Raw genomic sequence first — 20,757 nt, 5'->3', positions numbered from 1 at the left:
TCGGGCAGGCCAACCTTCTCGCGCTGGCTCAATTGGTCGCGGTCACACCCAGCAGACGCATCACATAAGGCCCGGGCCGCGAAGCCAGCGGTCCCTGCCGCCATTGTTGCGCCTGCGTGTAGGCCCGGTGCGCACGACGGCGGCCGGTGCTGGCCTCCAGCACTATCAGACTTGCCGCTTCATCCATACAGGGAGCGTATCGGATGCGCCGTGACTGACGGCTACAATTCCTCGCCGGTGGGAAAGACCACACCCGTCAACCGTTCGGACTCGTCCCATAGCCGTGCCGTAACCTGCCTATCCAGCGACGCCTTGGGGGCCTTGGCCACAACGGGATAGCCACGCGTCTCGCTCAGCTGATTCGGCCCGTAGTAGGCGCCGGGCTCAGCCTCCGGTGACGTTGCGGCGTAGAGCGTCGGCAAGGCGCCCTGCCATACGGGAGAAAAGAGGAAAGGCAGATAGCGCCGAACCCACCCGCTCATGCTCCGCGCGCCGGCGCCATTGACGATCAGGTCGGTGCGACTCACGCCGGGATGTGCGCCGAGACTGGCCAAGCCCCATCCACCGGCCACACTGCGTCGCTGCAGTTCGAAGGCAAACATCAGACAGGCGAGCTTGGACTGACTATAGACCGGAAGCGCGCGGTAGCTTTTCCGCGCGTTGAGATCGTCGAAATTGATCGTGCCCGAACGCGCGGCGATGCTCGACAAGGTGACAACACGCGGCTCCCTGCCCTTTCGCAGCAGGGGGAGGAGGCCGGCAGTGAGGGCAAAGTGGCCGAGATAGTTGGTGCCGAACTGCAACTCGAAGCCATCGCTGGTCTCCCGACGCTGCGGGGGCGCCATGACGCCGGCGTTGTTGATCAGCAGATCGAGGTGATCTCTCTGGCTCCGTAGCCGCTCGCTGAACGCGACGATGGACTTGAGGCTGGCAAGATCGACCTGCTCGAACCGAACGGACGCGGACGGGATTGCGGCGAGGATGCTTGAGATCGCCTGCTCGCCTTTCTGGCGGTTGCGCCCCGCAATGATGACCTCGCCGCCAGCCCGTGCCAGCGCCAGGGCGGTCTCGTATCCAAGACCGCCGGTGCCTGTGACGATGGCCGAGCGACCTTGCTGCGGAGGAATGTTCGATGCTGTCCAGTGGGTCATGAGCCTTGCCTGCCTGAAAGAGTGATGTTGCACCTGATGCCAATAAATATGCACCGAGTGCAGACATTATTGCACTTGGTCCGCGCATGCAATAGGCTACGCACATGTCAGAAATCCTCCAGTCAGCAGGCGCGACGGCCGCGGAAGGCCCGCGTGAGCGCAAGCGCCGCGCAACACGTCAGCGCATTGCCGAGGTTGGTCAGCGGCTTTTCCTCACGAACGGCTACGAAGCCACGACACTGGACGCGATCGCGGCCGAAGCAGGCATCTCTCGCCGCGCCTTCTTCTCCTACTTCAAATCCAAGGACGACATCATCTTCTTCTGGCTGGAAGCCGATGGGGCCAACCTGATCGCCAGCCTGCTCACGACATCGCCTGACGTGCCGCCGCTCGCCGCGGTGCGCGACGTGATGGTGAAGCACATCGCGCACTACACGAGCGAACAGATGATGGCCGTGGACAACCTCATGCTGTCGAGCGCGTCGCTGATCGCGCGCAAGCAGGCCCACTATGCGGTGCAGGAGCAGGCGCTTTTCAATGCGCTGTGCGAGGTCTGGCGCCAGCCCGAACGCCGTCCTGCGCTGCGGATGGTGGCGATGGTCTCCATCGGTGCCATGAAAATCGCGCTTCAGGCGTGGAGAGAGCAGACCGGGCCACGGAAGCCTGCCGCCAAATTCCTCCGGGACGCCTTCGACAGCTTGAAAACAGCGCTTTGACCTGACTGGATTTCGAGGCAGGATTCGACGGCATCAGCCCGAAGCCGTCTCTTCATCGCGATCCCGCCTTGGCCTCGGCTCTGAATCCCAGGCTGCCCACCTTGCCCCGCTTGGCGAGGCGCGAACGGCCAATCTTGCAGGCCGCTCCCTCCCGCGTCACAGCAGCTGCTCTGCCACGGCCTGGTGGATGGTTCTCACGCGGGGTTGGAAGCCGAGTCGGCGCGCCAGCGATCCGTCCACGTGCAGATGCCAGGGATTGGTCAATGGCTCGGACGAGGATGCCATCGGCTCGCCGACCAGCGAGGCCAACTCGTAAAGCGAAGTCGGTGCCTCATCGGTGAGGTTGACGATGTGGCCATCCATGACGCCGGACAGCGCAAGCTGCATGGCAACGGCGATATCGCGATGATGAATCAGGCTCATCGTCTTGGCCGGGTGAAACCTGGCGTGGGCGGCATGCCTGGGCAGCGATTCAAGATGCCCATCCTTGTCGCCATAGACGAAGCCAAACCGCAGAATCGACCAACCAAGACCGCTTTGGCGCAGTTCCTTTTCCGCAGCGAGCTTGCTGGCCGGATACGCCAGCGTGGGAGCGGTGGCGTCATCCTCACGACCGGGATGGGCATTGTCCTGGTCATAGACATGGGTGGTACTGGCCATGATGAATCGCGCCTCGGGCGCATGCGCTTTCGCCGCGGAAATCAGGTTGCGCGTTCCTTCCAGATTGATTTTCCAGATCAGGTCGGTGTCTTGCGTGCGAAATACCGCGGCGAGATGGATGATCGCCGAAACGCCCTCCACCGCTCGCGCAAGCGAAGCCGGATCGAGCAAGTCGCCTTCGACGGCCGTCGCGCCGGCAGGCACTTCCTTTCCGGCCCGAACGAGTGCCCGGCAGGTTTCTCCGTTGAGGACGAGGCGCGGCAGCAGACGCGCGCCCACCAGTCCGCTGGCGCCAGTGATCAGGAGCGTCATGTGTTGGTCCCATGTTCTAGAAGGCGTTCGGTCGCGGTCTTGAGCACCTTGATGGCCGTTGCGACCTCGGCCGGGTCTAGGCCGTCGAAGGCCACGGCGCGGATGAAGTTGAGATCCGGGAGCGCTTTCCACAGCTTGGTGCCGGCCTTGGTCATCCGCAGCAACTTCTGTCGTTGGTCAATGCTGTCCGCAACCTGCTCGACCAGTCCTTTGCGTACCAGAGCCCCCACCACGATGCTCAACGTCGCACGCTCGATCTGAAGAAGACGCATCAGCTCGCGCTGCATGGTCGGCCCTTCGTGCGCCAACTGATGCAGCACATACCACTGCGTAGAGCCAATGCCGTACGGACGAAGCGCGGCATCCATCACGGAGCGCCCTGTGAGATAGCAGCGCTTGGCCCATGCGGCGACCGAATCGTGCTGTGCACTGTTCACTTTGTTTGCCATCAAACAAGTATGTTTGCCGGAAAACAAATGTCAAGGCCGCTCATCGTCGGCCGCCGTACAAGGCGGCAGTCGCCTCGGCTTCCGTCTGTTAGCCAAGCACGCTGAAATCGGTCCATTTCGATGGACGCAGCAGGTGTTGCCCCATGACTTGCGCGTCGAAGCCGGCGGATGAGCGACCCCGTTTCAACGCCGCGTTCTAGCGGCTTGCCGTTCGGCGAATGGTCGAGCGCGCCCGGCTCCCCACGTCGGCCACGCTTGTAGGCGCGTCGCTTCACAGGAAGCTCGCGAGGTCGCGCAGCCGTGCCAAGGCACACGCTGCGGCAGTGCGCAGTGGCAAAAGACCTTGTGCCCCAGCCTTCCCGGTACCCGGCATGGATCGGCGTTGCCGCTGCTGGAAAGATGCCGAGTCGGACCTTGTTTCAGGAGCCTGAAGAAGGAGCGCACCCGTGTGGGCAGGATGCAAGAGCGCGCGGCTTGGCGCACGCCATGTTCTCTGACGACATGACGGTCTTCCGCTATCGCACGGCCGTCACTGTGACCTGGACGCCATATGTCCAAAGGCATCGGAGCGGGGCTCGGAGTAGGCTAGAACCGCCCTCCCCGCCATGGACACAGCCCGACGCGTCAAACGTCCGTGTCGACCAGCGACCAGCCCACCGTCCCGCCCGCGCGCATCGGCACCACAGCCGAACCAGCCAATGGATAACTTCCTGGCACGGTCCAGGACTTGCGCTCCAGCACGATGCGGCCGGTGTTGCGCGGCAGGCGGTAGAAGTCCGGGCCATTGAAGCTGGCGAACGCCTCCAGGTTCTCCAGCTTGCCGGCTTGCTCGAAAGCTTCGGCGTACAGCTCGATGGCCGCATGCGCGGTGTACAGGCCGGCGCAGCCGCAGGCGGTTTCCTTGCCTTCGCGCGCGTGCGGCGCACTGTCGGTACCGAGGAAGAAATGCGTATCGCCGCTGGTCGCGGCCTGCAGCAGCGCCTGGCGATGGGTCTCGCGCTTGAGGATGGGCGCGCAGTAATTGTGCGGGCGGATGCCGCCTTCGAACAGCGCGTTGCGGTTGAGCAGCAGGTGGTGCGCAGTCAGGGTGGCGGCCACATTGGACGGCGCAGCGGTCACGAACTCCACCGCGTCCTTGGTGGTGATGTGTTCGAGGACCATGCGCAGCCCCGGGAAGCGCGCCCGCAGCGGCAGCAGATGGCGCTCGATGAACACCCGTTCGCGATCGAAGATGTCGATGTCTGCATCGGTGACCTCGCCATGCAGCAGCAACGGCAGCTCGTGTTCTTCCATTGCCTCGAGCACGGCATTGACGCGCGCCAGGTCACGCACGCCGGACTGCGAATTGGTTGTAGCTCCGGCCGGGTAGTACTTGACCGCGAACACCGCATCGCTGGCCTTGGCCCGGACGATCTCCTCCGGTGCGGTGTCCTCGGTGAGGTACAGGGTCATCAGCGGCTGGAAGTCCGACCCGGCCGGCAAGCTGGACAGGATGCGCTCCCGATAGGCCTCGGCCTGGGCCACGGTCGCCACGGGCGGCTTGAGATTGGGCATCACGATGGCGCGGGCGAAGCGCGCGGCGGTGTGCCCGATGACGGAGGCGAGCGTCTCGCCGTCGCGCAGGTGCAGATGCCAGTCGTCGGGGCGGGTGATGTCAAGGCGCATGGAGTCAGTCACGGGGGGCGTCGGAATCAGGAGTCGAGCAGCCGGTCATGGTATCCCAAGGCATCTTTTGCTCCACGGGCACTCGCGCCGGACACCTATTCATGGAGGTCATGCGATGCTCCCCCGCCCTATTCCGTCGAGCTTTCCGATGTCCGTTCCCGACCATGACGCCGCCACGCCGCCGATCGCCCACCCTCCCCGCCTGCACCTCATGCGGCATGGCGAAACAGAATGGTCGCGGACAGGTCGGCACACCGGCCGCAGCGAGATCCCCCTGACCGCGCGGGGCGAGCAGATGGCACGCGCCCTGGTCCCGCTGTTGGGCGCCACCGCGTTTTCCACCGTCCTGACCAGCCCCCGCATGCGTGCGCGCAGCACCTGCGCGCTGGCCGGCCTGGAAGCGCAGGCCGAGGTGGAGCCCGACCTGGCCGAGTGGGACTACGGCGACGACGAGGGCCGGACCTCGATCGAGATCCGGGCCGAGCGACCGGACTGGGACATCTGGCGCGATGGCTGCCCGAATGGCGAAAGCCCGGCGGCGGTCACCGAGCGGGCCGACCGTCTGGTGCGGCGCCTGCGCGGGCTGTCTGGCGATATCGCGCTGTTTTCGCACGGACACTTCGGCCGGGTCTTGGCCACACGCTGGCTCGGCCTGCCGGTCGCGGCCGGCGCCCACCTGGTGCTGGAGCCTGCGACGCTCAGCCTGCTGGCGCTGGATGCGCGCCATGCGATGACCCCGGTGATCGAGCGCTGGAACGTGGCGCCTGTACTGGCCTGAGCGCCACGACCCGGCATGGGGTCAATTCGGTGGCCCGGGATGTCCCGCTGACCGGCCGACAAGCCACGCACCAGCCGCGAAACGCCTGCGGGGCGCCCATTCCAGGCGCCCCACCTTGCGGAGGCTTTCTTCAGAACCGCACCCGCATCCCGAGTGAATACACCGTTTCCAGGTACTTGACCTGGCGCGCATAGGTGTCGCCCTGCACGTTGTAGGTGCGCGAGTTGGTGATCGGATCGCCCAGAATGTTGGACACATCGAAGGCAAAGGTCACCGACTCGACAGGGGTCCAGTTGAGCGACATGTCCAGGACGCCGCGATCGTCCTGCACCAGCGGCATGAACGGGCCGTTGGCATCCAGGGCGACGTCGTAGACCTGGGAGTACTCCTGGACCCACTTGGAGCGCCAGTTGTAGGCCAGGCGCGCGGAGAACTCGGGCTTTTCGTACATCAGGACCAGGTTGTAAGAGTTCTTCGATACCCCGGGCACGCGAGGCTTGCCGGGGATCGAAGCGGCCACGGTCGGGCCCTGTTCGGCGCCGTTGTCGATATAGGTGTAGTTGGCCTGGACGCCAAAGGCACGCGCCCATTCGGGCAAGGCGTCGAAATCCAGGAAGCTGGTGAAGGCGAACTCGGTGCCCTGCAGCTTGCCTTCGCCGCCGTTCTCCGGATGGGTCAGGCGCAGGGTGCCGTATTCGGCATCGGCCACATCGGTGGTGACATTGGAGATGAACCCCTTCACATCGCGGCGGAACAACGCCAGCGTGGCCGAGCCGGTCGGTGAGAAGTAATACTCGAAGGACAGGTCGTAGTTCTCCGACTCCAGCGGGGACAGCCCGGGGTTGCCGCTCGAAGCGGTGCGGAAGCAGTTCACGCTGCCAGGATCGATGTTGCACGCGCCCTGCGGCGAGTTGACGATCGTGGATGGATTGAGCTGGTCGAAGTTCGGGCGCGTACGTGTCTTGGTCGCCGCCGCCCTGATCTGGAAGCTGTCGGTCAGGCGAAAGCGGATGCTGGCATTGGGCAGGTAGTCGGTATAGCTGTTGCTGCTGCTGATCGGGGAATAGGTCGAGGTCTGGTCATCGCGTGAGGTGCCGTCCACCTGGGTCTTGGTGTGGACCGCCCGCAGGCCCAGCGCACCGTCGATCGGGATCGTCGTGTCCAGGACGTACTTGACCTGGGCATATGCGGTGGTGGCCTTTTCGTTGGCGTTGAAGGTATTGAGCGGATTGAAGGCCGGCAGGCCGATGGCGTCGAAATCGTGGTTGTCCGCCGGCAGCAACGCGTCGGTGAGTTCGCGCAGGGCATTGATGTTGTCGCGGATGCTGTCCCGGGTGGGCGAAATCCAGCGGGTCGGCGGCGCGTGGTCGTCGCCCTCGAAACCACCTCCGGTCATCGACAGGTCGACCGGCAGGTCCAGATAGGTGAGCCCCGCCCCCTCCACATAGCCATAGCGATCGCCGCTCTTGCGCTCGGCGTCGCGGTTGGTGAAGCGCAGGCCGGCCTGGTAGGCGCTGATGATGCCGGTCTGCGGGACGAACTCGAAATCGGTCCGGGCCTGGAGATCCTTGCCCGAAGCTTCGTAGTTGCGGTCGTAAAGCCCGCGGAAGATGAAATTCTCAGGGTTGCTCAGGTCGAAATCTCGGAAGCCGTAACTGCCTCCGCCGTCGCTGCCAGGCACGGCGTAGTTGACGTCCACGGTCGGCGCATACGCAAAGGCGTAATCGATGTTGGCCTGCTTGAGCTTGTACTTCGAATTGGTCGCGGCCAGGTCCGTGGACCAGCGCACGCCGCCTTCGTGGTACACCGCGCCCAGCCCGATCTGGTAGGTGTTGGTGCTGGCGTTGGTCGACGCCTGGTATCCCTCCGGGCGCAGGCCTCCCGTGGCGGTCAGGCTCTGCGCCTGTGGACCCGATTCACCCGGCACGGTGACCACGTTGGAGAACTGCGTTTCGGCTGTATACAGCGGCACGAACATGTAGCTGTCGTTGTCGTGGCTGCGGAACCCCTGGTAGAGGAAATCCGCATTGAGCTCCCAGCTTTCGTTGGGCTTCCACTGGAAGGCGCTGTTGATCGACGGGCGCGTCCGCATGCCCTGCCCGTAGAAGGTGCCGATGCCGTCGGGGAAACGGAAGCCGGGTTGGTCGGTCTGGCTGGGCTGGGCCACGCCCATCACCAGCGAGTTCTCGCGGGTCGAATCCAGGAAGCGCAGGCGATTCCAGGCCGCGTTGACCAAAAAGCCCATCTCGCCCACTTCGGTGTCCCAGCGGTCACTGAAAAGAAAATTGCCGTTGGCATCGCCCTTGTCGGACTGGTCGAAATAGGCGTAGTTGAGCGAGCCGGACAGTTCGCGCCCCTCGAAGTCGAATGGCCGGCGCGAGCGCACGTCGATCAGGCCCGCGATACCGGGTTCGACCAGGTCGGCGGTGCTGGACTTGTAGACATCCAGCCCCGCCACGCCGCCGGCCGGGAAGTCCTGCAGGGCCACGCTGCGGTTCTCGGCGGTGAAGATCTCCCGCCCGTTGTAGGTGGTGGTGAGGTTGGGCAGGCCGCGCACCTGGACGTCGGCGGCCTCGCCCGCCGCGCGGGTCACCTGCACGCCGGTCACGCGCGCCAGGGACGCCGAGGCGGTGACGTCGGGCAGCTTGCCCAGGTCTTCGGCGACCACCGAATCGACGATCTGGGTGGCATCGCGCTTGATCGATTGGGCGGTCTGCAGGCTGGCGCGCAGGCCGACCACCTTCACCGCAGCCAGTTCCTGCGCGTCCACCTGCTCGGGCGTGACGTCCTGGGCCTGGGCAGGCTGTAAGGTGTCTTCGCGCGGGGTGGCCGTGGAAGTCGCTGGGGCGGATGCCGGGTCGCTCGTGCTTGTTTCCTGCGCGGTGGCGGGACTCATCAGGGCCAGCGCAACAGCGCTGGCCAGCACGGTGGCGACGGGGCGGGAAATACGTACGTTCATGCCGGAACTCCGGAGGGGGCCTGGTGGCCGCGTGAGAGGGCGTGGGGGCCTTCTGTGTTCGGTGGTGCCTGCTGCGTCGAGTTAGCGCGCCGCGGCTTGTGCCGTCGCGGCCTGCTCGGCCTCGAGTTGGCGATAGAGCTGGGCTTCGCGGGCGCGATACGGGGTGCCGTCGGCGTGGATGAGGTCGTGGAACCAGAGCACCGGCTCCTTCATCGTGTACGGCCGCTCCCAGCTGTCCCACGGGAAGCGGGTCTGGATGGCGCCGTCGACCAGGCCCCAGTTGATCATCCCGACGTGTTCGCGATGGCCGATCGGCAGGATGGTGTCCACGGCCGAGCCACTACCGCGCGCCATCCATTCGGTGCAGATCAATGGGCGGCCGTACGGGCGCAGCTGCGCGATGCGCGCCTCGAAGTTCTCCGGCTGCTCGTAGTTGTGGAAGGTGATCACGTCCGAGTTGGACAGCTGCGCCTGCTGGATCGCGTTGAGGTCCGGTGCACCGGGCGACCAGTCCTTGCCGATCCACACGCCGCTGGTCAGCGGCTGGATGGGCGACTGGCTGCGCGCCCAGGCGAACGCCTTGGGCAGCAGTTCGGCGATGCGTTCCTGCTCGCCCGGCAACTGCTTGTCCATGTAGTTGCCGCCGCCGGGATTGTCAGGCTCGTTCCAGATGTCCCAGGCCAGCACGCGCTTGTCCTTGGCGAACGCACCGACCACGCCCTGGACATAGCTGCGGAAATGCGGGTCGTTGGCCGGGTCGACCAGCGCATGGCGCCCCGGGCTCTGCACCCAGCCGGAGTTGTGCACGCCGGGAATCGGCCGGTGCTGCGGGCCCAGCACCGGGTCCGGATCCCAGCAGCTGTCGAACAGCACGAAGACCGGGCGGATGCCATGCTTGTCGGCGATGGTCAGGAACTGGTCCAGGCGCTTGATCAGGCCCTTGGGATCCTGCGTCCACAGCAGGTCATGCAGGTAGACGCGCATGGTGTTCATGCCGAACTGGTCATGTGCCCAGCCCAGCTCCTTGTCGATGCGGGCCGGGTCGAAGGTCGCCGCCTGGAACATCTCCAGCTGGTTGATCGCATCGGCCGGGATGTAGTTGCTGCCCACCAGCCAGGGCTGGGCCTGGTACCAGGCATTGGCGCGCTCGGTGCTCCAGCGCCCAGGCGCGTCGACGACCGCGGCGGCGCCCTCGGGCGCGGGACGGGCGGCGGCCGGCAGGACACAGGCGGCGCCAAGAGCGGCGCTCAAGAGCAGGACGGCAAGGGGGCGTGAGGGCATGAGGTGCTCCGGTCTGGGTTTCAGGTGCGGTGAGCCGGCCTGTACGCCGGATGGGCGGCAGGCAGGCGGATGGGGTGTCTGATCGCTGGGATGCATGTCCATTCGCGGACGCGGCGGGGCGTCAACGCGGGCGGACGCGTGCCGTGCCGCAGTCCGGCGGGCATCAACGTAGGATTCCGCGCGGGCACCACGCACGTGGTGCAGGCCGTGCCACGGAAGCATTGGCGGACATGCGACGCCGGGACGGCGCCGATAGGGTGGTCGTGACGCGCATGTCCCCTCCCAAGGCGTTGCGCTGATGCCGACAAACTGATCCGACCTTTGACAGGCCGGCGTTCGCGCATATTATCCGACAATATGATTTTTTCAACTCTTGCCGAAAAGCGCCGCCGCCTGGCATCGATCACCTTGGCCGCGCTGCTTCTGGGCGGCTGCGCCACGCCGCCGCAGCGCATGCAGACACTGACCGTCACGCCCGTGCTCGACACCGGCTTTGCCGATCCTTTCATCCTTCCGCTGGAGGACGGTTCGCTGGCGGCCTACGCGACCAACCGCGCCGGGCCTGGAGGTGCGCCGATCCACGTCGCGCACTCCACCTCGGCAGATGGCCTGCACTGGACCGCACCGGTCGATGCGATGCCCTCCCCGCCCCCATGGGCGCGGGCCGGACGTCCGGATATCTGGGCACCGGAAGTCATGAGGATCGGCACGCGCTATGTCCTGTACTTCACCGCTCGGCATGCCACCCGGCAGCGCCCTGATGGCCTCACCTTGTGCCTGGGCGCTGCGACCTCGGACACGCCGCAGGGGCCGTTCGTGCCGCAGCCTGAGCCGCTGACCTGCGGCGGAACCTACGGCGTCATCGATGCCAGCCCGTATCGCGACACCGATGCCGCAGGACACGCGCGGCTGTGGCTGATCTACAAGACAGACGGCAACTGCTGCGGGGTGACCACCCGCTTCCTGGTCCAGCGCTTGGCGGGCGACGGACTGTCGCTGGCCGGACAGCCGCAGGCATTGGCCGGCATCGCCAACGATGCGCCATGGGAAGGCCATGTCATCGAGGCGCCGCAGTTCGTCCTGCACGCCGGCCAGTTGTATCTGTTCTACGCCGGCAACGACTATGGCTCCGGTGCTTATGCCACCGGCTATGCGCGCTGTGACGGACCGCTCGGCCCATGCCACGACGCGCCGGAGAATCCCATCCTGTCCAGTCGACCGGGGCCGCCGGCGCTGGTCGGACCGGGCCACCAGAGCGTCTTCCACGCCCATGGGCGCGACTGGATCGCCTTCCACGGCTGGCGGCCGGCCGGACCCGGCGGGTCGCGCTACCGTGCGCTCTACATCCTGCCTCTGGACTGGACCCACGGCCGCCCGGTGGTGGGCCCGTGATCCTCGCCTTCTACCGGAATTCCACCATATGACCGAGACCCGCACCGACAGCATTGTCGGCATCAACTGGGGCAGCACCAACTTCCGCGCCTACCGGATCGCGCCCGATGCCGGCATCGAGGATGCGCTGGAAGTCGCGGCCGGCGTGGCGACCCTGGACCGCGACGGAATGGCCGCGCTCGCCCATCAGGTCCGCACCCGCTGGCCGCAGGTCGAGCATGTCTACGCCGCCGGCATGATCGGCTCCAACATCGGCTGGACCGACGCGGGCTATGTCCCGTGTCCGGCCGACGTGGCCCAAGTGGCCGCGCGGCTGGTCGACGTGCGCATCGGCACGCTGGACATGAAGATCGTCCCCGGCCTGGCCTGCGTCCGTGCCCGCGACGGCGCGCCGGACATCATGCGCGGCGAGGAGACCGAATTCTTTGGCCTGTTGGCCGCCGGTCGACTTGGGCAGGCGCCAGTGGTGGCCCTGCCGGGGACGCACACCAAGTGGGTCAGCGTGCGGGACGGACGGATCGCGGAGTTCATGACCACCCTGTCCGGGGAGTTGCATGACCGTCTCTCCAACGGCGGTGCGCTGTCGTCGATCCTGCGGGGTCCCGGCCAGGTTGGGGCGGCCTTCGCCGATGGGGTGCGCGAAGGCGCGTCCGGCGGCCTGGGACTGGGCGCACTGCTGTTCGGCGTGCGCGCCCGCGCCATCCGCCAGGGCTTGGCCCTCGAGGATGCCAGCAGCTACCTGCGCGGACTGCTGATCGGGGCAGAGATCGCCGATGCGCGGTCGGTGTTCGGTGGCTTCGACGCCGGTCCGATTCCGCTGGTGGGCTCCGGACCGGTGTGTGCGCTCTACCGCGCAGCGCTGGAGGTACTCGGCGAGAGCGCCAGCATCGTGCCTTCGCAGGACGCCGTGGCGATGGGATTCGTCGAACTGGATCGATGCATGGCCGCATGAATGGGCGCAGCCGCCAATGGCGCTGTTGCAGTGCAGCGTTTTAATTGTCCGATAATATGGTTTAGTAGACTCACAACTTCTGGAGGGATGGTTCGATGGGGAATGTCGTGAGAGGGGCGATGCTGTGCGCGGCCGGCTTGCTGGCCACGTCCGCCGCGGCGGATGCGCAGGAACGCGCGGTGCTCGGCACCACGCCGGAAGGCACCAAGGTCGAGACGATCACGCTGCACGATGGCCACGGTATGCAGGCCACGATCAGCACGCTCGGTGCGGCCCTGCATGCGCTGGACGTGCCCGACCGCAACGGCAAGCCCGGCGACGTGGTGCTGGGCGACGCCACGCTCAAGGCGACCCTGGATAATCCGCAGTACTTCGGCGTGATCGTGGGTCGCTTTGCCAACCGGCTGGCGAAGGGCCGCTTCACGCTGGATGGGCATGCCTATCAGGTGCCACTCAACGACGGTCCCAACAGCCTGCACGGCGGCAAGCAAGGCCTGGACAAGGTGGTGTGGGATGTCGTGGAGGCCAAGCCCGATCGCGCCACCCTGCGCCACGTCAGCCCGGACGGCGACCAGGGCTTTCCCGGCAAGCTCACGGTCACCGCGACCTACACGCTGGAAGGCAACGGCACGCTGGCCATCGAGTACCGCGCTACCACCGACAAGCCCACCGTCGTCAACCTCAGCAACCACACCTACTGGAACCTGGCCGGCGAAGGCTCGGGCTCGGCGATGGACCAGGAGCTGACCATCCATGGCGATGCCTACACCCCGGTCGATGCCACGCTGATCCCAACCGGTGAAATCACGCCGGTGGCCGGCACGGTGTTCGACTTCCGCAGCCCCAAGCCGATTGGCCGCGACGTGCGTGACGCCGGCAAGGAACCACAGCTGGCGCTGGGCCGCGGCTATGACCACAACTGGGTCATCAGCAAGACGCGCGCGGCCAAGCCACGCGAGGTTGCCCGGGTCCATGATCCCAAGAGCGGTCGTGTGATGTCCCTGGTCTCCGACCAGCCGGGCCTGCAGTTCTATTCCGGCAACTTCCTGGATGGCACCACGGTGGGCAAGTCCGGCCACCTGTATCGCCAGGGCGATGCCTTCGTGCTTGAGCCGCAGCTGTTCCCCGATACCCCCAACCAAGCGAGCTTCGGCCCGGCCGCGGCGCGCCTGGATCCGGGCAAGACCTACGTCAACCGCATCGTCTACCGCTTCACCACCGACAAGGACGCCGCCGCGGGCCGCTGACGCGGCGCTGCCTCGGACGTCCATCCCACCGATTCCCCGCGACGTGCCGGCTCACTGCCGGTGCGGAAGCCGGAGGCATGCCTGGAGCTGCTGCACTGGCAAGGACGGATCCACGGCGCGACCTGCCCGCGCCAGACGCTTCGCACGCTTGATCGCACCACGTCCCCCGCATCGCCACCGCCGCACTTGTGCCTGCACTGACCCAAGGCCGTCGGCGTTCCACAGACTTCATCCGGAGAAGACCTCATGTCCCAACGGCCTGCACGCACGCTGTTGTCGGTATCCATCCTGTCGGCCCTGCTGCTCCCGGCGCTGGCCCACGCACAGCAGTCCACCACCGCCCAATCGCAGGATGCGCCGCAGACGGCTGCGCCTGCCGAACCGAACGCGCAGGACGGCACCACCCCGTCACCAACCGACCTGGATGCGGTCAAGGTGACCGCGCTGCGGCAGAGCCTGCAGACCGCGCAGAACCTCAAGCAAGGCGCGGACATGATCGTCGACTCGATCGTGGCCGAGGACATCGGCAAGCTGCCGGACAACTCGGTCGCCGATGCGTTGCAGCGCGTGACCGGCGTGCAGATCGCCCAGGGCAGTCAGGGTGAGACCACCGGCGTGGTGATCCGCGGCCTGCCCAACATCATCAGCACGGTCAACGGCCGCGAGATCTTCAGCGGCTCCGGACGCGGCTATGCGTTCCAGAACCTGCCCGCCACCGCGGTCAAGACGCTCAGCGTGTACAAGACCAGCGAGGCCTCCCTGCCCCTGGGCGGCATCGCCGGCCTGGTCGACATCCAGCTGCGGCGGCCGTTCGACTTCGAAGGGCCGCAGGTCGCCGCGACCTACGACCTGACCCACAGCAACTACGGTGGCAAGCACGATCCCAACGCCAGCCTGCTGCTGAGCAACACCTGGGATACCGATATCGGCAAGATCGGCGCGCTGGTGAACTTCGGCTACATGGCCAAGGAGTACGCCTATGACGCGGTCTGGTCGGACTACCCCAAGGTCCTCACCGATGGGACCAACCCGATCCGCACCGACGACGGCAACCTGATCGCCGCGCCCAATGGCTTCGGCACCGCCTACAACGACGGCAACCGCCGCCGCGGGGCTTTCAACTACGCCTTGCAGTGGAAGCCCAGCGACAACACCGAGGTCTACCTGGAAGGCCTGTACGACTACGTGCGCGATCGCTACGGGCAGGCGTATTACTTCAGCTTCCCGGTCGGGGTGATCCCGCCGACCTCGCTGTCGGTGACCGACAACTGCTATGCCAACCAGTTGGCGGGTGACTACCAGGGCCAGACCATCTGCGACGCGGCCAGCGGCACCTGGGACGGTGACAGCTATGCGGCCACCAGCATGCAGGCGCACAAGCAGCGCGGCCAGGACATCCAGAACGCGCTTGGCTTCAAGTGGGATGGCCAACAACTGCACCTGTCCACCGAAATTTCGCGCACGTCCGGATATTACCGAGACCGCAACTTCATCATCGACACCTATCTTCAGGGCCCGATCAGCACCGTCTGGGCCGGCACTGGTGGCAACCACGTCAACTGGTATCTGGATGGCGATCCGGCGCTGAACCCGCAGAACTTCTACCTGGCCGGCCTGTTCCAGACCTGGAGCTACACCTACGGCGAGGAAAACGCCTGGCACGGCGACGGGCACTTCGATTTCCTCGACGGCCCGATCGCCTCCATCCAGTTCGGCTTGCGTTACGCCGACCGAGAGGCGCTGGCGCGTGGCAGCACGCAGATCTCCACCCCGCCGCCAGGCGGCCAGGGCTCGACCGCAGATCCCAACCTGGACAACCAGGTCACCCGCCTGGGAAGCGACTTCATGTGCACGATGGGCAGCAACGCGGCGATGAAGCAGGACTGGCTGGTCCCCTGCTACGACTACCTGATCAAGAACGCCGACGCATTGCGCGAGCTTTACGGCCTGCCCGATGGCATTGCCGCGGAGAACCCGGGCCGCTACTTCGATATCGGCGAAAAGAAGCTGGCCGGCTATCTTCAGGCCCGGTACGACATTGACCTGGGCGAGACGGTCCACGTCGACGGCCTGGTCGGCGTGCGCGCCGAGAAGGTCCGGCGCAACCTGGACGCCTTCAGCTACGACGCGGCCACGGCGACCTACAGCCCCCTGAGCGAGAACACCAGCGATCTCAACGTGCTGCCCAACGTCAGCGCCAATTTCCACTTCGGCCCGGCGTGGCAGCTGCGCTTCGCCGCCGCCAAGACGCTGAGCTATCCGGACTTCGGTTCGCTCAACCCGTCGTTGTCGCTCAACCCGGGCACCATCAATCGCGAGGGCCAGGCCGCCAGCGGCAACCCCGAGCTGACCCCGATCGAATCGAAGAACTACGACGCCTCGCTGGAGTGGTATTTCTCGCAGGTCGGCTATGCCAGCGTTGGCCTGTTCCGCCGCGACATCGATGGCTACATCCAGACCTACACCACCGCGACTACCATCGGCGGCGATCCGTACCAGCTGACCATCCCGCTCAGTGCCGGCAGCGGCTACCTGCAGGGCGTGGAAGCGGCCTGGCAGCAGACCTTCGACTTCCTGCCCGGCGCGTGGAGCGGCCTGGGCGCGCAGTTCAACTACACCTACATCGAAGGCGAGACCAAGGCGCCGGCCTCGGTGGGTGGCCCGATCATCACCCGTCCGCTGCAGAACGTCTCGAAGAACAACTACAACGCGGTGCTCTTCTACGAGAACTTCGGCATCTCCGCGCGCCTGGCCTACGGCTACCGCAGCCGATACATCGACGGCTTCACCCAGGACACGGTATCGGGCAACGAGGACTACGTGGAACCGGCCAACTCGCTGGACTTCTCCTTCAGCTACGACTTCAACCCGCACGTGACCATGGTGTTGTCGGCAACCAACCTGCTCGGCAACGACTTCCATCAGTTCTGGGGGGACGGCACCACGCGGCCGCGCGACATCCGCTTCCAGGACAAGACCTACGGCGTGGGCATCAGGTTCAAGCTGTGAGGCCTGCCCTGCTCCTGCTGGCCGCGTTGACGCCGATGCTGCCGATCGGCCTCGCCAGTGCGGCGGACGCCGATACCGCGGTGGCGGCACGGCACCTGGCCGACGGCGTCGGCTATGCCTCGGCCGTGCGCCTGTCCCATCAGGCGCGGGCGACCGACAACGGTCGCCTGTTGCTGGTGTTCGAACCTGCTGGTCCGGAAAGCCTGCCCCTGTACGAGAGCCGCGACGCCGGTGATCACTGGCGGCAGGTCGGCCACGTCACCGACCAGGCCCATGGGCAATCCGCCGAGTGGACCCTGCGCTGGCAACCCCACCTGAGCGAGCTGGCCGGCGCCAGCGGAGACCTCAAGCCCGGCACCCTGCTGCTGGCCGCCAACGCCATCCGCCGCGACGCCGGGGAGCACCTGATCGCGCAGGACCTGCAGCTCTATGCCAGCACCGATGGCGGAGCCAGCTGGCACTACCGCAGCAGTATCGTCGACGGCGACGGCCAGCCCTCGGACCGCCTCAACCAGGGCGTGTGGGAGCCGGATATCGTGCGGCTCGACGATGGACGCTTGGTGGCCTACTACTCGACCGAGCGCCACAAGGCGCAAGGGTACAACCAGCTGCTCGCCCACAAGGTCTCCAGCGACGGCGGGCGGACCTGGGGCGAGGAAGTGTTCGACGTGGCCTTCCCCGGTGGCGTCGAGCGCCCGGGCATGGCGGTGGTCGAGCACGTGCCGGGCCACGGCTACGTCATGGTGTTCGAGAACATCGACAACACCCAGGCACCCCACAACGGCCAGGTGCACATGAAGTTCAGCACCGACGGCCTGGACTGGGGGGCGCCCGAGGACCACGGCGTGGCGATCCAGACGGTCTCGGGCGCATGGCCATCGGCCTGCCCGACCGTGCTGTGGATGCCGGGCCCCACCGACCAGGGCACCCTGATCGTCGCGGCGCAGCGCGCCGGCGGTGGTGGCGATGCCGGTGGGCGCACGTTCTACCGCAACGACACCGGTGGCCGCGGGCCGTGGTGGGAAGTGGTCGCGCCGGTGCAGAAGCAGACCGGCAACATCCATGCGGGTTGGACACAGGCCCTGGTGCCCTTGCCGGACGGGCGCCTGCTGCATGTGACCTCATCCTCCACGCCGACAGCCCCGGACCGTGAGGACGCCAACGAGATCCTCTATGCCCGTGCAACGCTTGCGCTGCACCGCTACGAGGCCGAGGACGCCGAGCGCCACGACGCCGCGCAGATCCAGACCGACGACGCCTCGGCCGGGCGCAAGATGCGCCTATCCAGCAATGCCGATGCGGCCCTGCGCTTCAAGGTGCAGGTCGGGACCGCGGGCAGGCAGCGCGTACAGGTGCGCTATGAGGCCGTCGGCTTTCCGGCCATCCCCGTGCTGCAGGTCAATGGAGCGCTGGCGACGCCAGACGCTTCGCCAGCACCGGACGGCAAGGGCTGGCAGCTCGCGAGCTGGACGGTCCCGCTGCAGCGCGGCGCCAACACGCTGGTGCTGAGCAACCCGGAGCGCCCGCTGGATTATGACCATCTGGACATCCTGGGACTGACGCCATGACCGGAACACCGTCCCAGGCAGAGATCGCGCGCGTGCGTTCTAGATTTTGTCGGATAATACTGTCAGCGGCGCCATCTCGTGCGTCTGGACAGAGGATTTCCAGTGAGACAGATCGCGGTGCGCAACCTGCACGACCAGGTGATCCAGGAGATCGGCCGGCTCATCATCAGCGGCGAGATCAAGCCTGGCGAGCTGCTGCCGCGCGAGGAGGCGCTGGCCCAGCGCATGGCGGTCAGCCGCTCGGCGTTACGCGAGGCGCTCAAGGTGCTCGGCTCCAAGGGCCTGATCGAGACCAAGCAGAAGACCGGCACCCGGGTGCGCGACCCGCGCTACTGGAACCAGCTGGACGCCGACATCCTGGGATGGCGCTGCGCCTCGATGCCCACCGAGGACTTCGTGGAGAAGCTGGTCGAGATGCGCGCGATCATCGAGCCGGCGGCCGCTGCGGCGGCCGCCAAGCGGCGCACCGCCGAGCAGCTGGCCCGCATCAAGCAGGCCTACGAGGCGATGGACGCGGCCGTGGACCAGGACGCCTGGACCAAGGCGGACCTGCAGTTCCACGAGGCCGTGCTGGATGCCTCCAACAACGAGCTGATGGGCTCGTTGTTCTCGGTGATCGAGACCGCGCTGGGCACCTACTTTTTGCTGTCGGCGCGCAAGGCGGCCGACTTCAAGTATTCGCTGCCGCGCCACTTCGCCGTCTACGACGCGATCCGGCTCAAGCGCCCGGAATCGGCGCGCGAAGCCATGGCCGGGATGATCGTCGATTCACGCGCCAACATCCGGCGCCGTTCGCGCAGCAAAGCCACTTAAACCTGACGGAGTCCGCATGAGCACCGCATGGCTGCAACCTCTTCCACTGGTTGCGATCCTGCGGGGGCTGACGCCGCAGGACGCGATCGGCGTCGGCACCGCACTGGTCGATGCCGGCTTCCGCACCCTGGAAGTCCCGCTCAATTCGCCCGACCCATTGGAGAGCATCGGCCTGCTGGCCGAGGCCTTCGGTGATCGCTGTCTGGTCGGTGCCGGCACAGTGACCACCCCAGCCCAGGTCCATGACATCGCCCGCGTTGGCGGCCGGCTCATCGTCATGCCGCATGGCGACACGGCGGTCGTGGCCGAAGCCAAGGCCGCCGGCATGGTCTGCGCCCCCGGCGTGGCAACCATGACCGAGGCCTTCGCCACGCTGGCCGCGGGCGCCGACGCGCTCAAGCTCTTCCCCGCCGAACAGCTCCCTCCTGCCGTGCTCAAGGCTTGGCTGAGCGTGCTGCCCAAGGGCACCGCCCTGCTGCCGGTCGGCGGCATCACCCCGGACAACATGGCCGATTACCTCGCCGCCGGAGCCCGTGGTTTCGGCATCGGCTCGGCGCTGTACAAGCCGGGCACGCCAGCCGCCGAGGTCGGCGCGCGTGCCCGCACGTTCATCGACGCCTGGAACAAAACGACCCACAGGGCCCCCACCCCATGAAAATCACTGCCATCACCACCTTTCTGGTTCCGCCGCGCTGGCTGTTCGTCCGCATCGATACCGATGCCGGCATCAGCGGCTGGGGCGAACCGGTCGTCGAGGGCCGCGCGCAGACCGTCGCCGCGGCCGTCGATGAACTTTCCGATTACCTGATCGGCAAGGACCCGCGCCACATCGAGGACCACTGGCAGGTGCTGTACCGCGGCGGTTTCTATCGCGGCGGCCCGATCCTGATGAGTGCCCTGGCGGGCATCGACCAGGCCCTGTGGGACATCCACGGCAAAGCCCTGGGCCAGCCGGTGCACGCGCTGCTGGGCGGCCCGGTGCGCCAGCGCATGCGTGTGTACTCGTGGATCGGGGGCGATCGCCCAGCCGACACCGCGCGCGCGGCCACCGCGGCGGTGGAGCGCGGTTTCAGCGCGGTCAAGATGAACGCCACCGAGGAGGTGCAGTTCGTCGATTCCCACGACAAGGTCACCCGCGTGCTGGAAAACGTGCAGGCCGTGCGCGATGCGGTCGGCAAGGACATCGGCCTGGCCGTGGACTTCCATGGCCGCGTGCACAAGCCGATGGCCAAGGTGCTCATGCGCGAGCTGGCGCCCTTCGACCTGATGTTCATCGAAGAGCCGGTGCTCTCCGATCACCTGGAGGCGATCCCAGAATTGGCCGCGCTCTCCCCTGCCCCGATCGCGCTGGGCGAGCGCCTGTATTCGCGCTACGACTTCAAGCGCGTCCTCACCACCGGCGGCGTGGACATCATCCAGCCCGATCCCTCGCATGCCGGCGGCATCACCGAGACGTGCAAGATCGCCGCGATGGCCGAAGCCTTCGACGTGGCGCTCGCCCTGCATTGCCCGCTCGGGCCCATCGCGCTGGCGGCCAACCTGCAGATCGACGCGGTCTGCTACAACGCCTTCATCCAGGAACAAAGCCTGGGGATCCATTACAACGCCTCCAACGATCTGCTGGATTACCTGGTGGACCGTTCGCCGTTCGCCTACCAGGACGGTTATGTCGCCATCCCCGGCGGCCCGGGCCTGGGCATCGAGATCAACCAGGCCTATGTGGACGAACGCGTCGCCGAGGGCCACCGATGGCGTAACCCCATCTGGCGGCATGCCGATGGCAGCGTGGCCGAGTGGTGAGTGCG

General features: G+C 66.5%; 16 protein-coding genes. 10 read left to right on the top strand and 6 right to left on the bottom strand.

Annotated elements, in window-relative coordinates; all coding sequences use genetic code 11:
• Positions 1–221: 221 nt before the first annotated feature.
• Positions 222–1,151, bottom strand: coding sequence for an SDR family oxidoreductase (locus PJ250_RS17290; RefSeq protein WP_271645834.1), 930 nt, complete (start codon positions 1,149–1,151; stop codon positions 222–224).
• Positions 1,152–1,255: 104 nt separating this feature from the next.
• Here PJ250_RS17290 and PJ250_RS17285 point away from each other — a divergent pair, with 104 nt between their 5' ends.
• Positions 1,256–1,867 (top strand): TetR/AcrR family transcriptional regulator, encoded by a 612-nt coding sequence (locus tag PJ250_RS17285; RefSeq protein WP_271645833.1) that lies wholly within the window; start codon positions 1,256–1,258, stop codon positions 1,865–1,867.
• Between the two features lie 156 nt (positions 1,868–2,023).
• Here PJ250_RS17285 and PJ250_RS17280 read toward each other — a convergent pair whose 3' ends face one another.
• From PJ250_RS17280 to pyrC, 3 genes are all read right to left on the bottom strand, one after another.
• A complete protein-coding gene (locus tag PJ250_RS17280) occupies positions 2,024–2,839 on the bottom strand; it encodes an NAD-dependent epimerase/dehydratase family protein (protein WP_271645832.1) in 816 nt (271 codons plus the stop codon).
• On the bottom strand, positions 2,836–3,288 hold the full coding sequence (locus PJ250_RS17275; RefSeq protein ID WP_271645831.1) for a MarR family winged helix-turn-helix transcriptional regulator: 453 nt from the start codon (positions 3,286–3,288) through the stop codon (positions 2,836–2,838). Before PJ250_RS17275 ends, PJ250_RS17280 begins: the two co-directional genes overlap by 4 nt.
• A 624-nt stretch (positions 3,289–3,912) precedes the next feature.
• A complete protein-coding gene (gene pyrC, locus PJ250_RS17270; RefSeq protein ID WP_271645830.1) occupies positions 3,913–4,953 on the bottom strand; it encodes a dihydroorotase in 1,041 nt (346 codons plus the stop codon).
• A gap of 148 nt (positions 4,954–5,101) precedes the next feature.
• Between pyrC and PJ250_RS17265 the strand changes: the two genes are divergently transcribed.
• On the top strand, positions 5,102–5,731 hold the full coding sequence (locus PJ250_RS17265) for a histidine phosphatase family protein (protein WP_271645829.1): 630 nt from the start codon (positions 5,102–5,104) through the stop codon (positions 5,729–5,731).
• A 130-nt stretch (positions 5,732–5,861) separates the two neighbouring features.
• Here the strand turns inward: PJ250_RS17265 and PJ250_RS17260 are convergent, their stop codons facing one another.
• Both PJ250_RS17260 and PJ250_RS17255 read right to left on the bottom strand, forming a co-directional pair.
• Entirely contained in the window at positions 5,862–8,690 is a 2,829-nt protein-coding gene (locus tag PJ250_RS17260; protein ID WP_271645828.1) for a TonB-dependent receptor, read from the bottom strand.
• 81 nt (positions 8,691–8,771) lie between these two features.
• The gene (locus tag PJ250_RS17255) at positions 8,772–9,971 is read right to left on the bottom strand and encodes a cellulase family glycosylhydrolase (protein WP_271645826.1); all 1,200 of its coding nucleotides are present in this window, start codon (positions 9,969–9,971) and stop codon (positions 8,772–8,774) included.
• A 408-nt stretch (positions 9,972–10,379) separates the two neighbouring features.
• Here PJ250_RS17255 and PJ250_RS17250 point away from each other — a divergent pair, with 408 nt between their 5' ends.
• The 8 genes from PJ250_RS17250 to dgoD all read left to right on the top strand — a co-directional run bounded on the left by PJ250_RS17250 (position 10,380) and on the right by dgoD (position 20,752).
• Positions 10,380–11,363, top strand: a complete 984-nt coding sequence (locus PJ250_RS17250) for a glycoside hydrolase family 43 protein (RefSeq protein ID WP_271645825.1) — start codon at positions 10,380–10,382, stop codon at positions 11,361–11,363.
• Positions 11,364–11,391: 28 nt separating this feature from the next.
• Positions 11,392–12,315, top strand: a complete 924-nt coding sequence (locus PJ250_RS17245; RefSeq protein ID WP_271645824.1) for a 2-dehydro-3-deoxygalactonokinase — start codon at positions 11,392–11,394, stop codon at positions 12,313–12,315.
• Positions 12,316–12,410: 95 nt separating this feature from the next.
• Positions 12,411–13,562, top strand: coding sequence for an aldose epimerase family protein (locus PJ250_RS17240; protein ID WP_271645823.1), 1,152 nt, complete (start codon positions 12,411–12,413; stop codon positions 13,560–13,562).
• A gap of 246 nt (positions 13,563–13,808) precedes the next feature.
• On the top strand, positions 13,809–16,571 hold the full coding sequence (locus PJ250_RS17235; protein WP_271645822.1) for a TonB-dependent receptor: 2,763 nt from the start codon (positions 13,809–13,811) through the stop codon (positions 16,569–16,571).
• The gene (locus PJ250_RS17230) at positions 16,568–18,139 is read left to right on the top strand and encodes an exo-alpha-sialidase (RefSeq protein ID WP_271645821.1); all 1,572 of its coding nucleotides are present in this window, start codon (positions 16,568–16,570) and stop codon (positions 18,137–18,139) included. Before PJ250_RS17235 ends, PJ250_RS17230 begins: the two co-directional genes overlap by 4 nt.
• Before the next feature lie 102 nt (positions 18,140–18,241).
• On the top strand, positions 18,242–18,952 hold the full coding sequence (locus PJ250_RS17225) for a FadR/GntR family transcriptional regulator (protein ID WP_271645820.1): 711 nt from the start codon (positions 18,242–18,244) through the stop codon (positions 18,950–18,952).
• 16 nt (positions 18,953–18,968) lie between these two features.
• Positions 18,969–19,607, top strand: a complete 639-nt coding sequence (locus PJ250_RS17220; protein WP_271645819.1) for a 2-dehydro-3-deoxy-6-phosphogalactonate aldolase — start codon at positions 18,969–18,971, stop codon at positions 19,605–19,607.
• On the top strand, positions 19,604–20,752 hold the full coding sequence (dgoD, locus tag PJ250_RS17215) for a galactonate dehydratase (protein ID WP_271645818.1): 1,149 nt from the start codon (positions 19,604–19,606) through the stop codon (positions 20,750–20,752). The genes PJ250_RS17220 and dgoD overlap by 4 nt, the downstream gene beginning before the upstream one ends.
• Positions 20,753–20,757: the final 5 nt, after the last annotated feature.

The organism is Pseudoxanthomonas sp. JBR18 (genome assembly GCF_028198165.1).
In the GTDB taxonomy this organism is placed as follows: Bacteria; Pseudomonadota; Gammaproteobacteria; order Xanthomonadales; family Xanthomonadaceae; genus Pseudoxanthomonas_A.
The sequence above is the reverse complement of the archived record's forward strand: the minus strand, read 5'-3'. Positions and strand labels throughout refer to the sequence as shown.

Excerpts from the sequence above, each read along its gene's own strand:
- PJ250_RS17290 (WP_271645834.1), bottom strand. The coding sequence starts at position 1,151 with ATGACCCACTGGACAGCATCGAACATTCCTCCGCAGCAAGGTCGCTCG.
- PJ250_RS17285 (WP_271645833.1), top strand. The coding sequence starts at position 1,256 with ATGTCAGAAATCCTCCAGTCAGCAGGCGCGACGGCCGCGGAAGGCCCG.
- PJ250_RS17280 (WP_271645832.1), bottom strand. The coding sequence starts at position 2,839 with ATGACGCTCCTGATCACTGGCGCCAGCGGACTGGTGGGCGCGCGTCTG.
- PJ250_RS17275 (WP_271645831.1), bottom strand. The coding sequence starts at position 3,288 with ATGGCAAACAAAGTGAACAGTGCACAGCACGATTCGGTCGCCGCATGG.
- pyrC (WP_271645830.1), bottom strand. The coding sequence starts at position 4,953 with ATGCGCCTTGACATCACCCGCCCCGACGACTGGCATCTGCACCTGCGC.
- PJ250_RS17265 (WP_271645829.1), top strand. The coding sequence starts at position 5,102 with ATGTCCGTTCCCGACCATGACGCCGCCACGCCGCCGATCGCCCACCCT.
- PJ250_RS17260 (WP_271645828.1), bottom strand. The coding sequence starts at position 8,690 with ATGAACGTACGTATTTCCCGCCCCGTCGCCACCGTGCTGGCCAGCGCT.
- PJ250_RS17255 (WP_271645826.1), bottom strand. The coding sequence starts at position 9,971 with ATGCCCTCACGCCCCCTTGCCGTCCTGCTCTTGAGCGCCGCTCTTGGC.
- PJ250_RS17245 (WP_271645824.1), top strand. The coding sequence starts at position 11,392 with ATGACCGAGACCCGCACCGACAGCATTGTCGGCATCAACTGGGGCAGC.
- PJ250_RS17240 (WP_271645823.1), top strand. The coding sequence starts at position 12,411 with ATGGGGAATGTCGTGAGAGGGGCGATGCTGTGCGCGGCCGGCTTGCTG.
- PJ250_RS17235 (WP_271645822.1), top strand. The coding sequence starts at position 13,809 with ATGTCCCAACGGCCTGCACGCACGCTGTTGTCGGTATCCATCCTGTCG.
- PJ250_RS17220 (WP_271645819.1), top strand. The coding sequence starts at position 18,969 with ATGAGCACCGCATGGCTGCAACCTCTTCCACTGGTTGCGATCCTGCGG.
- dgoD (WP_271645818.1), top strand. The coding sequence starts at position 19,604 with ATGAAAATCACTGCCATCACCACCTTTCTGGTTCCGCCGCGCTGGCTG.